Genomic DNA, 13,502 nt, shown 5'->3' on the forward strand with positions numbered 1-13,502 from the left:
ACATGATCATCAAGCACTTTCGTCATCCCCTGCGCATTATCCTGCTGTGCTGCCTGCTGGGCGTGGGCCAGGCCGGCGCTGAAGAAGAGCCGGTCTACGAGGTCAATTTCGTCGACACCGAACTGTCGGAGTTCATCGACAGCGTGTCGCGCATCACCAACACCACGTTCATCATCGACCCGCGGGTCAAGGGCAAGGTCACGGTGCGCAGCATCGAGATGCTTGGCAGTGACGAGATCTATGCGATCTTTCTTGCGCAATTGCGTGCCCAGGGCTTTGCCGCAGTGGACTTGCCCAACGGCAGTGTGAAGATCGTCCCGGATGAGTCGGCGCGCCTTGAGCCGGTGCCGGTGGAGTCCAAGCGCAGCAACGGCAAGGCCAACGACGGCATGGCCACCCGGGTATTCAATGTGCGTAACGCCGCCAGTGAACAGATGCTCAATATCCTGCGGCCGTTGATCGACCCGCGAGTCGGGGTCATCACGCCGTATCCGTCGGCCAACCTGCTGGTGATTACCGACTGGCGCAGCAACCTGGACCGCATCGACAACCTGCTGGTGCAGCTCGATCAGGTCAGCCAGGAACCGCTGGAGGTCATGGCCCTCAAGCACGCCAGTGCCAATGACACCGCACAACTGATGACGCGGCTGCTGGCTCGTGAACAGGGCGCCGACAGTGCCCAGGTGGTCGCCGACCCGCGCAGCAACGCCTTGCTGGTGCGCGGCAGCAGCGACAGCCGCCAGCGCGTGCGGGCCCTGTTGCGGCAACTGGACAAACCGCGTGATGCCTTGCAAAGCAGCAATACGGTGGTGATGTACCTGCGCCACGCCAATGCAGCCGAGGTGGTCAAGGTGCTGCGCGGCCTGGGTCAGGAAGACAGCGCAGCGCCGCCCGGTACGGCCGCCGAAGGCGAGAAGCCGCTGGTGGTCAGCAGCAACGGCGTGCGCATGGAATATGAAGAGGGCACCAACGCGGTGGTGATGGTCGGTCCCGACAGTGAACTGGCGGCCTATCGCAGTATCGTCGAGCAACTGGACATTCGCCGCGCCCAGGTGGTGGTCGAGGCGATCATTGCCGAGGTGACCGACACCCGCGTGCAAGAGCTTGGCGTGCAGTGGCTGTTCCAGCACGACAGCCTGGGCGGCGGCACGATCAATTTTCCGGGCGGCACTACGCCAAGCGTGGCCGCTGTCGGCGCGCTGGCGCAAAGTGGCGACAGCACCGGGCTGGCGCAATTGCTCTCGGGCGTGCAGGGCGCCGCTGCCGGGGTCGGGCATATCGGCGGCGGGCTGAACTTCATCGCCCTGATCAACGCGCTCAAAGGCCAGAGCGGCTTCAACCTGCTCTCGACCCCGACCCTGCTGACCCTGGATAACGCTGAGGCGTCGATCCTGGTCGGCCAGGAAGTGCCGTTCGTCACCGGTTCGGTGACCCAGAACAACGCCAACCCCTACCAGACCATCGAGCGTCGTGAAGTGGGGGTGAAGCTGCGCATCAAGCCGCAGATCAACATCGACAACACCGTGCGCATGGACATCGTTCAGGAAGTCTCCTCGATTGCCGAAAGCGCAGCGGCCAGCGATGTGATTACCAACAAGCGCGAGATCAAGACCAAGGTGATGGTCGCCGACAACGGCCTGGTGGTGCTGGGCGGGCTGATTGGTGATGAGACCACCGACAGCGACCAGCGGGTGCCGCTGCTGGGTGACATTCCCGGGGTCGGCCGGCTGTTTCGTTCCAGCGCCAGCCAGCGGGTCAAACAGAATCTGATGGTGTTTATCCGCCCGCGCATTGTTCGTGACGACCAGACCCTGGCGCAGTTGAGTAGCGAGAAGTACCAGAACCTCAAAACCACGACCAACCTGGCGTTGTCCGAGCGCAAGGCCAGCGACAACCTGTTGCAGTTGTTCCCGTCGAGCCGCGAGCGGCTGGGCCAGGTGAGCTGGTGAGTGGTCTGCTGGCTTACCGCCTGGCACGTCAAGCCGGCGTTGCCCGGGTGCCGACCGAGCAGGGCTGGCAGTTATGGCTGCGCGCCGGGGCCGATACCGACACCTTGCAGGAAGTGCTGCGCGTGCATGGTCGGCCGACGGCGGTCGAGCATCTGAGCGCCACCGATTACGAGCAGCGGCTGGGCGGCTTGTACCAGGCCGCAGAGTCGGCCACCGCAGCGCTGATCGAAGGCATCGGTGCCCAGGTTGATCTCGACAGCCTGATGAGCGAGCTGCCGAAGATCGAGGACTTGCTGGAAAACGACAACGACGCCCCAGTGATCCGCCTGATCAACGGCCTGTTTGGCGAAGCGCTGCGGCTGCAGGCTTCGGACATTCATGTCGAGACCTTTGAAGCCAGCCTGGTGATCCGTTTGCGGGTCGATGGTCATCTGCGCGAAGTGCTGCGTCCGCCGCGGGCCTTGTCGGCCATGCTGGTGTCGCGGATCAAGGTCATGGCGCGGCTGGACATCGCCGAAAAGCGCCAGCCCCAGGATGGCCGTATCACCCTGCGCGCCGCAGGCCGTGAAGTCGACATCCGGGTTTCGACCTTGCCGGGCATTCACGGCGAGCGGGTGGTGATGCGGGTACTGGACAAGCAGGCCAGCCTGCTGGACCTTGCCAACCTCGGCATGCCCGCAGCTGTCGAGCGCGGCTTGCGCGCCTGTCTGGCACGACCCAACGGTATCGTGCTCAGCACCGGGCCGACCGGCTCGGGCAAGACCACCACGCTGTACGCCAGCCTCAACAGTCTCAATGACGGCTCGTGCAATATCCTCACCGTCGAAGACCCGGTGGAATACGCGATCACCGGCATCGGCCAGACCGCGATCAACCCGCGCGCCGGGCTGACCTTCGCCAGTGGTCTGCGGGCGATTCTGCGTCAGGACCCGGACGTGATCATGCTCGGTGAAATCCGCGACCAGGAAACCGCACAGATCGCCGTGCAGGCCAGCCTGACCGGGCATCTGGTGCTCTCAACGCTGCACACCAACAGCGCGGTGGGGGCGGTGACACGCTTGCGGGACATGGGGGTCGAGCCGTTTCTGATTGCCTCCAGCCTCAAGGGCGTGATGGCCCAGCGGCTGGTACGTCGGCTGTGCCACTGTGCGACCGCGCAGCCCTTGCAGCCGGCCGAGCGCGAACTATGGCCGGAACTGGCCGAGCTGACCCACAGCTACCATCCCGTCGGCTGCGAGCAGTGCCAAGGCAGTGGCTACGACGGGCGAATTGGCCTGTATGAGTTCATCGAACTGGACGACGGCCTGATTCGTCTGTTGTACGACGGCGCCAGTGAGGTGGCGATGCACGATTACCTCAAGGGCAAGCGCCAGACCCTCGCGGCCATGGCCAGCGATTGTCTGCGCAGCGCTCAGACCAGCCTGGCCGAAGTGCTGCGCGCGGTACGGGGCTGACCGATGCCGACTTATTCCTATCAGGCGCTGGACCAGGCCGGCCGTCTGCGCAAAGCCAGCCTGCAAGCCGAGAACGAACGGCATGCCCGGCAGTTGCTGCGCGAACAGGGCCTGTTCGCCCGCAGCCTGCAGGTGCAGGCTGCCAGCACCCGGCTGCCGCGCAGCCAGCGGCTCAATCATGGCCAGCTATGTGAACTGACCCGGCAACTGGCGACCCTGTCCAGCGCCGGCATTGCGCTGGTCGATGCTCTGGGCACGCTGGAGCGACAACTGGCACAGCCAGCGATTCGCAACCTGCTGGTGGCGGTGCGTGGCTCGCTGGCTGAAGGTCACAGTCTGGCCCAGAGCCTGCGCCGTCAGGGTGGCCTGTTCGATGGCCTGTATTGCTCGCTGGTCGAGGCCGGCGAACGCTCTGGCAAGCTGGCGCCGGTGCTGGAGCGTCTGGCCGAGCATCTGGAGCAGGTCCAGCGCCAGCGCCACAAGGCGCGCACCGCGATGATTTATCCCGCCGTGCTGATGCTGGTTTCGCTGGCGGTGGTGATGGGCTTGATGACCTTCGTAGTGCCCAAGCTCACCGAACAGTTCAACCACAGCGGCCAGACCCTGCCGCTGGTGACCCGGCTGCTGATCGGCCTGAGTGACGCTTTGGTGTGGGCCGGCCCGTGGTTGCTCGGGCTGCTGGTGCTCGGTGGTGCGGGCGCTGGCTGGTTGTTGCGCAAGCCGCACTGGCGGTTGCGCCTGGACCGCTCGCTGTTGCGCTGGCCCCAGGTCGGCGAGCTGCTAGGTGTGCTGGAAAGCGCCCGGCTGGCGCGCAGCCTGGCGATTCTGGCCGGCAGCGGCGTGCCGCTGCTGGAGGCTTTACAGGTCGCCACCGCCACGGTCGGTAATCGCGAGGTGCACCGCGCGTTGCAGAGCGTCCAGGCCCAGGTCGAAGGCGGGGTCAGCCTGCACCGTGCCTTGACCGGCGCCGGGCATTTCCCGCCGCTGCTGTTGAACATGGTTGCCAGCGGCGAGGCCAGCGGCACGCTGCCCGACATGCTCGAACGGGTCGCGGATAACCAGGAGCGTGGCTTCACCCGCCAGGTCGACACACTCATGGCGTTGTTCGAACCCCTGATGATCCTGGTGATGGGCGCGGTGGTGCTGTTTATCGTCCTCGCCGTGCTGCTGCCGATCATGCAGCTCAACCAGGGCCTGTCCTTCTGATTCATGGAGACTTTTGTTATGCCTCGTTCCCGCAACCAGCGCGGTTTCACCCTGATGGAAATCATGGTGGTGATTTTCATCATCGGCCTGCTGATCGCCGTGGTCGCGCCCAGCGTGCTCGGCAACCAGGACAAGGCCATGCGCCAGAAAGTGCTGGCCGACCTGTCGACCCTGGAGCAGGCATTGGACATGTACCGCCTCGACAACCTGCGTTACCCCAGCGGCGAGCAGGGCCTGAGCGCACTGGTCAAGGCGCCGAGCGTAGAGCCACTGGCCCGTGCCTGGCGCGCCGATGGTTACATTCGTCGCCTGCCGGATGATCCGTGGGGCAACCCGTACCGCTACCGCGCACCGGGTCAGCACGGGCGCATCGACATTTACTCGCTGGGCGCCGACGGTGTCGAGGGTGGCGAAGGCACCGACAGCGATATTGGTAACTGGAGCCTGTAACGGTGACGCGCAGCCGCGGCTTCACGCTATTGGAACTGCTGGTCGTGCTGTTGATCGTCGGCCTGTTCAGTGGCCTGAGTGTGGCCTGGCTCAATGGCGGGCCGGGCGCGGCGTTACAGGCGCTGGATCAGTTGGCCGCCCAGGCGCAGCAGCAGGCGGCGGTGGCCCGGCATAGCGGGCAGTTGAGCGGACTGCGCTGGAATGGCCGCCAGCCCGAATTCGTCCGCTGGCAGCAGGGCCAGTGGCGGGCTGAACCGTGGCGGTCCTCAGCCTGGCCGGCGCAATTGCGCGCCGACTGGCCTGCGTCCGGCGAGCCGCAGGTGATCTTTACCCCGGCAGGTGTGGCCACCCCGGTGAGCCTGCGCTGGCAGTGGCCGGCCGGGCAGCAGAGTTGGCGCTGGAGCAGTGACAACCGGCTGCTGCGAGGCGACGCCTTGTGAGCACCTCGTTGAAACGGCAGCGCGGCTTCACCTTGCTGGAAGTCATGGTCGCACTGGGTATTGCCGCGGTGATGACGGTGATGGTCAGCCAGATGCTGCGTCAGCGTATCGCGGTGCATCAGGCGGTGCAGCAGCATCGGCTCGGCAGCCTGTGCGCCCGGGAGCTGGAAGCACGTTTCAGTGTCGAGCAGTACTGGCCGGCGGCCAATCAGGTGCAGGGCCAGTTGCAGCAGGGCAACCAGACCTGCCACTGGCGTCTGGAACTGGGCATGACCGGCGTGCGTGACCTGCGCCGTGGTGAACTGACTTTATTCGCCAGTCGCGACGAGCGTGAGCCGTTGGGCCAGTTCAGCCTGTTTCTGGTACGGCCACGATGAAGCATGCGCGCGGCCTGACTTTGATCGAGCTGCTGGTGGCGCTGGCGCTGACCGCAGTATTGGGCGTGGTGCTGGCGGCGCTGGTCAACGGTTGGAGCAAGGTCCGTGAGCGGCTGGGCGAGGCGAGCGAGCAGCCACAGGTGCTGGAGTTTTGTCTGGCGCTGGAGCGGCGTTTCGACAGCCTGATCGTGCGCCAGCTCTATGAACAGCGCCTGCCGTTGCCGCTTTACGCACTGGACTGGCAACCCGCTGCCAACCAGCTGGATTGGGTAGCGCTCAGCGCCTGGCCCGAAGCGGGTGCTGCGTCGCGTCAGGAGCGTCAGCGGCTGTTGTATGAACAACGCGAGAGGCGCCTGAGCGTGGCCACTTCGCAAGACTTGTACGCGGTTGCTGCGCCGCGCTGGCAACGCCGTGAGCAGCTGGAGGGCGTCGACCGGGTGCAGTGGAGTTTCTATCAGGGCAATCGCTGGCTGGCGTTCCCTTCCAGCGTCGCCGCATCACCGACGCGCGGCGTGCGGCTGGCGTTCGACTATCAGGGGTCACCTTATGTATGCACCTTTAATCTTGCGGATCTCACGCCTTGAAAACAGCCCTCATTAATCAGTTTGAGCGCCTGTCGCCCGGCCGCCGCAAGCCATGTGCCTGGCTGCTGGTACGCCCCGAAGCTGGCGGCTGGCAGTGGCGGCGTGTACCGGGTAATCAACAGGGCAGCTGGCCGCCACCGGCCGATACTTTGCAAGCGGCGCGGGTGGCGCTGCTGATTCCGGCGATGCATTGCAGCCACTTTCAGGTCGCAGCGCCGCCTGGGCTCAAGCGTCATGAATGGCCGCTGTTGCTTGAAGATCAGTTGCAGCAACCGCCGGAGCAGGTGCAGGTGCATTGCCTGGCGCGCAGCGCCGGGCACCTGCAATTGCTGGTGGTCAACAAGGCGCAGGTTCAGCAATGGCTGAGCGAGGCCGAGCAACTGGGTATCGCGCCTGAGTATCTATGGGCCGAACCGCAACTGATGCCTCTGGCAGATGCTGGTGAGGTGCGTTGCTGGGTTCGTGATGATGCGCGCTATCTGGTGCGCGCCGATGAGCAAGGACGCCAGCAGTGGCTGGTGTGGCCAGACGCGCTGGGCGAGCCGCCTGAAGGCTGGCGCAGCGACGCCTGCATGCACGGCGACTGGCCGCCGCAGTACGCGGATTTACAGCGCTTGCCGAACCTGTTGGACGTGCGCCAAGTGCGGCGCGCCAGAACCGCGCTGTTCAATCCTGTGCAACGCCGTCTGCTGGCGGTGGCGGCGGTGTTGGGCCTTGGCTGGGCAAGCCTGAGCCTGGTGCAGTGGCTCGGCCAGGTGCCGGGCTGGAAGGCCGAGGTCCAGGCGCTGACCGGTCCGGTGGCCAATACCCGTCAGGCCAGTCGTGAGCTGGCGCGCTTACAGAGCGAACAGACCGACTGGCGGGTGCGGCAAGAGCAACTGGTGATGCTTGAACAGGCCATCGGCAACTGGCTGGGCAGCCAGCAGGGCTGGGGCGTATCAGGCAGTTACTTCGATGGTCGTACCTGGCGGCTGGTGTTGAGTGGCAATGCCACGCGGCCTGCGGCCGACCATTGGCAAAGCCTGGCGAAAGCGGCTGGCGCCACCGCCAGTGCCGAGCCGAGTGAAAACGGCGCGCTGCTGAGCGTGCGTTTCGATCTGGGAGCCCAGCCATGAATGATCTGTTGCAGCGCCTGACCCAAGGCTATGCCGCGCTGCCAGCGCCGCGCCGTTATCTGTTGCTGGGCGGTTGGGTGGTGGTGTTGACGCTGGTGCTGGTATTGCTGGGCCGGCCGTTGGTCGACTATGTCCGGTCCGTGCAGCATTGGCAGGCATTGGCCGGTCAGGCGCGGCTGTTGCAGCGCGGCGACGGGTTGAGCAATGAGCGCTGGCAGGCACTGGCCAGCGCCCGTGGCGTGACCCTGACCGCCGTCGAACAGCGTGGCGAAGTCTGGCAGGTGCGCGGCGAGGTGTCGCGCGCCGAGAAGCTTGCGCAACTGATGCGCGGTGTTCAGGAGCAGGGCGCCCGGCCGCTGCGCTGGAGCCTGGAGCAAAGCGGTGCGGGGCTGGTGTTCAATCTGGATGTCAGCCGCAGCGGGGCGCAACCTTGAGTCGTGGCCTGTGGTGCGCAGGTGTGCTGGTGTTCGCCCTGACCCTGCTGGTCAAGCTGCCCGCCAGTTGGGTGTTGCGCGGGTTCGACTGGGCGCCGGGCTGGCAGCCTGAACAGGTCAGCGGCAGCCTGTGGCATGGGCGTATCGAGCGGCTGGGGCTGGTCGGGCCGTTGAGCTGGCAACTGCGCCCGTTGCAGCGCCAATTGCAGGTCGATGCCGGCCTTCAGCAGCAAGCCTGGGCCTTGCGTGTCGAGGGCTGGCCGTGGCGTTGGCAAGCCCGCTTGCAACCTGCCCCGGCGCAGGCCACTACCCGCAGCGACTACCTGCTCGATGGCCAGTGGCAGGGCGCGCTGCAATTCGAGGCGCGCGGCAGCCGTTGTATCGACAGCCAGGGTGAACTGAGCGGGCAGCAGCTCGCGATGCTGGCGCCCTGGTCGTTGACCCTGGGCAGTGCCCGGGTCTCGGCCACTTGCCAGCAAGGTCTGCAACTGCTGGCCGAGATCGAGCGCGCTGGTGAACATCACCTGCAGGCCCGTATGCAACCTGTGCAGCAACGCCTGCAGCTCAGCGGTCAGGTACAGCCTGACGCGGCCATCACTCCCTTGCTGGTGCAGGCCGGCCTGCTCAAAGCCGGTGCCGGGCAGTTTGAAAAGCGCTTCAGTCCGCGCTGAAAACGCTCCCAAACCGACATCGATGAGCGGCGTTCTTCAGCGACCTGCTGATTTTTCATTGGTTTGACAGGCTTCGGCAAGAAGCGCTGTTGTCTGGGAGCGACACCCGCGGAAAACGATGTAGACACATTGTCTTACGGGCTCTTATATTTGGTAGACAAATTGTAGACATGCTCCGCGACCAGCAGAATAATCACCATGAAAGCCTGTTCCGAAGTCGATCAATCCAGCGCCGACGCTCCCCAGGACCGTAAGGCTGTCTTGGGCGATGCACTGCGTCGCCGCATCCTCAACATGGAGCTGATCCCGGGTCAGGTCATTGATGAACTGTTGCTAGGCAACGAGTTCGGTCTGTCACGTCCGCCAGTGCGTGAGCTGCTGCGCCAGATTGCCGCCGAAGGCTACATCGAGCTGGAAACCCAGCGCGCACCGCGGGTCGCGTCAATGGGTCATGAGTCGCTGCGCGGCTTTTTTCTGGCCGCGCCACTGATCTACAGCGCCACCACGCAACTGGCGGCCAGTCATGCCAGTGCAGCGCAGATCGGGGTGCTCAAAGGTATTCAGCAACAGTTTCGCCAGGCCATCGTGGACAACGACGTCGATGCGCGGGTTATCCACAACGATGCCTTCCATCTGGAAATCGGCAAGATGGCCCACAACGATTATTTGCTGCCCAGCCTGCGCCGCTTGCTGATCGACCATGCGCGGCTCGGGCGGATTTTCTACCGCCACCCCAGTACCGATGACATGCAGCGCGACCTGCAACTGGCCTGCAAGCAGCATGACCAGATGATCGACGCCATCGAGCAGCGCGACGCCGCCAGGGCAGCGGTAGTGGTGGGCGAGCATTTCGAGCTGTCCAGACGGCGCATGGCCGAATACGCCACACCCATGGCCGCTTCGGTGGCGTTTACCTATTGAGTAGCGACACCTGGCGGCATAGCAGGCCAGACCAATCGAACAATAAAGCGCAGGTCCCAGCAATGACGAAAGTAACTCATCTGCCCGCAGACGATACGACCTGCGGTTGGTATCACCTCAGCCGCAAGCGCCAGCCAACGCCTGCACATGCCGGCAAGAGTTCTGCGCGTTGGGTGGTGGTGGGTGCCGGCTTTACCGGCCTGGCGGCTGCCCGGCAACTGGCATTGAATTTTCCTCATGACGAAATCGTGCTGGTCGAAGCCCAGGAAGTCGGCTTTGGCACCTCCGGGCGTAACGCCGGGTTCGCCATCGACCTGCCCCACGACATTGGTGCCGATGACTACATCGGTGATCTGGACACCGCCAATATCAACATGAAGCTCAACCTCTCCGGCCAGTCGTTGCTGCGTGAGGTGGTCGAGCAGCATGGTATCGATTGCCAGATGAAAGCCTGCGGCAAGTATCAGGCGGCAGTGGAGGACCGTGGTATTGCGGTGCTGGATGCCTACCGTCGTGGTCTGGACAAACTCGGCCAGCCTTACGAGGTGATCGAGCAAGCCGACATCCCTGCGCACATCGGCACGCATTTCTATCGCAAGGCGCTGTTCACTCCGGGCACGGTGCTGATCCAGCCTTCAGCGCTGGTCAAAGGCTTGGCCGACACGCTGCCGGCCAACGTCACCTTATATGAACACACGCCAATCACCGATGTGGAGTACGGCGACAAGATTGTGCTGCGCCATGCCCACGGCAGTATCACCGCCGACAAACTGGTGCTGACCAACAATGCGTTCGGCATGAGCTTTGGCTTTCTCAAAGGCCGCATGCTGCCGGTGTTCACCTACGCCAGCATCACCCGCACCCTGACCGATGAAGAACAGCAGCGGCTGGGCGGCAAACCCTATTGGGGCGTGATTCCGGCCGACACCTTCGGGACCACCGTGCGGCGCACGCCGGACAACCGTCTGCTGATCCGCAACAGTTTCAGCTTCAACCCGGACGGCCGTGCCAACCAGAAGTCTCTGCAGCGCTTCGTCAACCGCCACCGTGCGTCGTTCGCGGCGCGTTTTCCGATGCTGCCGCAGGTCGATTTCGAATACACCTGGGGCGGTGCCCTGGCGCTGTCGCGCAACCACGCCGGGCACTTCGGCGAGCTGGCGCCCAACGTTTTCGGTGCGCTGTGCTGTAACGGCCTGGGCATCACCCGCGGCACAGTGACCGGCACCTTGCTGGCCAACTGGCTGGCCGGGCAGCGCAACGACCTGACCGATTACCTGCTGGGTTCGCCGGGTCCGAACCGCAACCCGCCAGAGCCGTTTCTCTCGGCAGGGGTGAACTTCAACCTGATGTGGGGGCAGTACCGGGCAGGACGGGAAAGCTAAGCGTGCAGGCGGGGAGATCGTGTGCTCGCCTCAACGGTCGTCCAGACGGCCGGTTCCACGGATTCACAAGGCTTGACGGATTTTCAGGGCTGAACCGCTGTTCGGCTTTACGGGTGCGTTCGGCCTGAATTAACGGTTTTTGGAGACAATAATGACAATGCCCCATACCTCAATCGAGGACGTACCGCTCAACTCGTTCCACAAGCTGCTGACGGTCCGCTCCGGTGGTGGCTCGTTTGTCGATGGTTACGTTCTGAGCATCATCGGCGTGTGCATGCTGCAGATGACGGCGGCACTGGGCCTGAGTGCGTTCTGGCAAGGCATGATCGCCGCCTCGGCACTGATCGGCATTTTCTTCGGCGGCTTTTTCGGTGGTTGGCTGACCGATCGGTTCGGTCGCAAACGCATTTTCTTCGTCGGCCCGACCCTGTTCGTGCTGGCCTCGGTGGCGCAGTTGTGGGTCGAGTCGGAAGTGACCCTGTTCCTGCTGCGTTTCATGATCGGCGTGGCGGTGGGCATCGAGTACCCGGTGGCCACCTCGCTGCTGGTCGAATTCCTGCCCAAAAAATACCGCGGCCCGCGTCTGGCGACCCTGACCATCCTGTGGTTCGCCGGTGCTGCGACGGCCTATCTGTCCGGTGACGTTATCTTGCGGCACGGTGGCGAAGAAGGCTGGCGTCTGGTGCTGGCCAGCTCGGCAATCATTGGTGCGGCGCTGTTTCTGGTGCGTCTGGGGACCCCCGAGTCGCCGCGCTGGCTGCTCGGTAAAGGCCGGCCCGGCGAAGCTGAGGCAATTATCAAACAGGTCTACGGCCCGGACTTCTCGTTGCAGAACCTGCCTGAGCAACCGAAAGAGAAAAAACTCTCGGTACTCAACCTGCTGCATTCGGGCTATGGCAAGCGCATGTTGTTCGTCGCGATGTTCTGGAGCTGCTCGGTGATACCGGTGTTTGCCGTGTACGCCTTCGCGCCGACGGTGCTGGCGGCGTTGAACCTCAAGGGTGACTGGGCGGCCTTTGGTTCGATCATCATCACCTTCCTGTTCGTGATCGGCTGCGTCATCGCCACCAACCTGATCAACAGCATGGGTCGGCGCAGCATGCTGATCTATAGCTTCCTGCTCTCGGGTATCGCGCTGCTGGGCCTGGCCGCTTGTCACGACGCTTCGCAGGTCCTGATCCTTACATTATTCGGTGCGTACGCGCTATTTATCGGCGGCGCCCAGGTGCTACAACTGGTCTATCCCAATGAGCTGTTTCCGACCGAAATCCGCGCTTGCGCGGTCGGTGTCGGCACCTCGCTGTCGCGGGTCGGCGCAGCGGTCGGCACCTGGCTGGTGCCTATGGCGCTCGACAGCTACGGCATCGGTTTCACCATGTATGCCGCCGCCGCCGTGACCCTGGTCGGGCTGCTGTTCTCCCTTGCCCTTGCCCCTGAAACCCGCTCGCTGAACCTGCAGCAGGCGGCTTCGCTGTCCTGAAAAACAACCCGCCGCGCCGATGAGCGCGGCGTCTTACCCCGTGGAGGTTAACCCCATGAAATTCGAAGGCATCTACACTCCGGCCATCACCCCGCTCAAGGCTGACGGCTCGATCGACGCTTCGGCCTTTGCCGAGGTTCTGGAATACCTGATCGCTCAGAAGGTGCACGGCATCATCATTGGCGGCTCCACCGGTGAGTACTACGCGCACACCAGCCAGGAGCGCTTCGACCTGGCTGCCCAGGCCAAGGACGTGATCAACGGCCGCCTGCCACTGATCATCGGCACCGGCGCGATTCGCACCGAAGACTCGGTGGCCTATGCCGAACACGCCAAGTCGATCAAGGCTGACGCGCTGCTGGTCGGCACCCCGCCTTACGCACTGCCGACCCAGCAGGAAATCGCGATTCACGTCAAAGCCGTGGACCGCGCTGCCGGCCTGCCGATCATGCTCTACAACTACCCAGGCCGCATGAGCGTGGCCATGGACGACGAGTTCTTCGATGCGGTGGCCGATGTGCAAAACATCATCGCCATCAAGGAAAGCTCGGGCGACATGAACCGCCTGCACCGCACTGCGGTGAAGTACCCCAACATCGCGCTGTCGTGCGGCTGGGACGACCAGGCCCTGGAGTTCTTTGCCTGGGGCGCGCAGAGCTGGGTTTGCGCCGGCTCCAACTTCATCCCGCGTGAGCACGTGGCGCTGTTTGAGGCCTGTGTGATCGAGAAAGACTTCAACAAGGGCCGTCGGATCATGGCTGAACTGATGCCGCTGATGGATTTCCTGGAAAACGGCAAGTTCGTCCAGTCGATCAAGTACGGCAGCGAGCTGCAAGGCCTGAAATCCGGTGGTGTGCGTGCGCCGCTGCAAGGCCTGAGCGACGCCGAGAAACAAGCGCTGAGCGAGGTAGTCAGCACCCTCAAGCGCAACATCGCGCAAATCACCGGAGGTGCCTGAGATGGCCGAGCTGCTGAGCAAAGACCAATACAAGGCGCTGGCCGCTGAATTGAAATTCCCGACCCAGGCATTCATCAACGG

General features: G+C 63.9%; 14 protein-coding genes. All 14 read left to right on the forward strand.

The features are described from left to right. Positions 1-2: 2 nt before the first annotated feature. The 14 genes from gspD (at position 3) to NRB16_RS20340 (ending at position 13,421) form a co-directional block, all read left to right on the forward strand. Complete coding sequence (gene gspD, locus NRB16_RS20275; protein WP_257106805.1) at positions 3-1,949, forward strand: type II secretion system secretin GspD; 1,947 nt, start codon at positions 3-5, stop codon at positions 1,947-1,949. Between the two features lie 5 nt (positions 1,950-1,954). Beyond that, complete coding sequence (locus tag NRB16_RS20280; RefSeq protein WP_257106816.1) at positions 1,955-3,403, forward strand: GspE/PulE family protein; 1,449 nt, start codon at positions 1,955-1,957, stop codon at positions 3,401-3,403. Positions 3,404-3,406: 3 nt separating this feature from the next. Continuing rightward, positions 3,407-4,609, forward strand: a complete 1,203-nt coding sequence (gene gspF, locus NRB16_RS20285) for a type II secretion system inner membrane protein GspF (RefSeq protein ID WP_253118128.1) — start codon at positions 3,407-3,409, stop codon at positions 4,607-4,609. A gap of 18 nt (positions 4,610-4,627) precedes the next feature. Further along, on the forward strand, positions 4,628-5,059 hold the full coding sequence (gspG, locus tag NRB16_RS20290; RefSeq protein WP_084709954.1) for a type II secretion system major pseudopilin GspG: 432 nt from the start codon (positions 4,628-4,630) through the stop codon (positions 5,057-5,059). 2 nt (positions 5,060-5,061) lie between these two features. Next, a complete protein-coding gene (gene gspH, locus NRB16_RS20295) occupies positions 5,062-5,499 on the forward strand; it encodes a type II secretion system minor pseudopilin GspH (RefSeq protein WP_257106806.1) in 438 nt (145 codons plus the stop codon). After that, positions 5,496-5,876 (forward strand): type II secretion system protein, encoded by a 381-nt coding sequence (locus tag NRB16_RS20300; RefSeq protein WP_257106807.1) that lies wholly within the window; start codon positions 5,496-5,498, stop codon positions 5,874-5,876. Before gspH ends, NRB16_RS20300 begins: the two co-directional genes overlap by 4 nt. Continuing rightward, on the forward strand, positions 5,873-6,460 hold the full coding sequence (locus NRB16_RS20305; protein ID WP_045487145.1) for a prepilin-type N-terminal cleavage/methylation domain-containing protein: 588 nt from the start codon (positions 5,873-5,875) through the stop codon (positions 6,458-6,460). Before NRB16_RS20300 ends, NRB16_RS20305 begins: the two co-directional genes overlap by 4 nt. Further along, positions 6,457-7,575, forward strand: coding sequence for a type II secretion system protein GspL (locus NRB16_RS20310; RefSeq protein WP_257106808.1), 1,119 nt, complete (start codon positions 6,457-6,459; stop codon positions 7,573-7,575). The genes NRB16_RS20305 and NRB16_RS20310 overlap by 4 nt, the downstream gene beginning before the upstream one ends. Continuing rightward, positions 7,572-8,009, forward strand: coding sequence for a type II secretion system protein GspM (gene gspM, locus NRB16_RS20315; RefSeq protein ID WP_257106809.1), 438 nt, complete (start codon positions 7,572-7,574; stop codon positions 8,007-8,009). The genes NRB16_RS20310 and gspM overlap by 4 nt, the downstream gene beginning before the upstream one ends. Next, on the forward strand, positions 8,006-8,680 hold the full coding sequence (locus tag NRB16_RS20320) for a type II secretion system protein N (RefSeq protein ID WP_257106810.1): 675 nt from the start codon (positions 8,006-8,008) through the stop codon (positions 8,678-8,680). The genes gspM and NRB16_RS20320 overlap by 4 nt, the downstream gene beginning before the upstream one ends. 198 nt (positions 8,681-8,878) lie before the next feature. Next, complete coding sequence (locus NRB16_RS20325) at positions 8,879-9,601, forward strand: GntR family transcriptional regulator (protein WP_257106811.1); 723 nt, start codon at positions 8,879-8,881, stop codon at positions 9,599-9,601. 62 nt (positions 9,602-9,663) lie between these two features. Then, the gene (locus NRB16_RS20330) at positions 9,664-10,983 is read left to right on the forward strand and encodes an FAD-binding oxidoreductase (protein WP_257106812.1); all 1,320 of its coding nucleotides are present in this window, start codon (positions 9,664-9,666) and stop codon (positions 10,981-10,983) included. A gap of 151 nt (positions 10,984-11,134) precedes the next feature. After that, on the forward strand, positions 11,135-12,463 hold the full coding sequence (locus tag NRB16_RS20335) for an MFS transporter (RefSeq protein ID WP_257106813.1): 1,329 nt from the start codon (positions 11,135-11,137) through the stop codon (positions 12,461-12,463). Positions 12,464-12,518: 55 nt separating this feature from the next. Beyond that, a complete protein-coding gene (locus NRB16_RS20340; RefSeq protein WP_253118118.1) occupies positions 12,519-13,421 on the forward strand; it encodes a dihydrodipicolinate synthase family protein in 903 nt (300 codons plus the stop codon). The last annotated feature ends 81 nt before the right edge of the window (positions 13,422-13,502 follow it).

This window comes from Pseudomonas sp. LJDD11, assembly GCF_024584215.1.
Taxonomy (GTDB): Bacteria; Pseudomonadota; Gammaproteobacteria; order Pseudomonadales; family Pseudomonadaceae; genus Aquipseudomonas.

Bases quoted from the DNA above. Each gene is read 5' to 3' on its own strand.
- NRB16_RS20325 (WP_257106811.1), top strand. From the start codon at position 8,879: ATGAAAGCCTGTTCCGAAGTCGATCAATCCAGCGCCGACGCTCCCCAG.
- NRB16_RS20305 (WP_045487145.1), top strand. From the start codon at position 5,873: ATGAAGCATGCGCGCGGCCTGACTTTGATCGAGCTGCTGGTGGCGCTG.
- gspD (WP_257106805.1), top strand. From the start codon at position 3: ATGATCATCAAGCACTTTCGTCATCCCCTGCGCATTATCCTGCTGTGC.
- gspF (WP_253118128.1), top strand. From the start codon at position 3,407: ATGCCGACTTATTCCTATCAGGCGCTGGACCAGGCCGGCCGTCTGCGC.
- gspG (WP_084709954.1), top strand. From the start codon at position 4,628: ATGCCTCGTTCCCGCAACCAGCGCGGTTTCACCCTGATGGAAATCATG.
- NRB16_RS20330 (WP_257106812.1), top strand. From the start codon at position 9,664: ATGACGAAAGTAACTCATCTGCCCGCAGACGATACGACCTGCGGTTGG.
- gspM (WP_257106809.1), top strand. From the start codon at position 7,572: ATGAATGATCTGTTGCAGCGCCTGACCCAAGGCTATGCCGCGCTGCCA.
- NRB16_RS20340 (WP_253118118.1), top strand. From the start codon at position 12,519: ATGAAATTCGAAGGCATCTACACTCCGGCCATCACCCCGCTCAAGGCT.
- NRB16_RS20335 (WP_257106813.1), top strand. From the start codon at position 11,135: ATGACAATGCCCCATACCTCAATCGAGGACGTACCGCTCAACTCGTTC.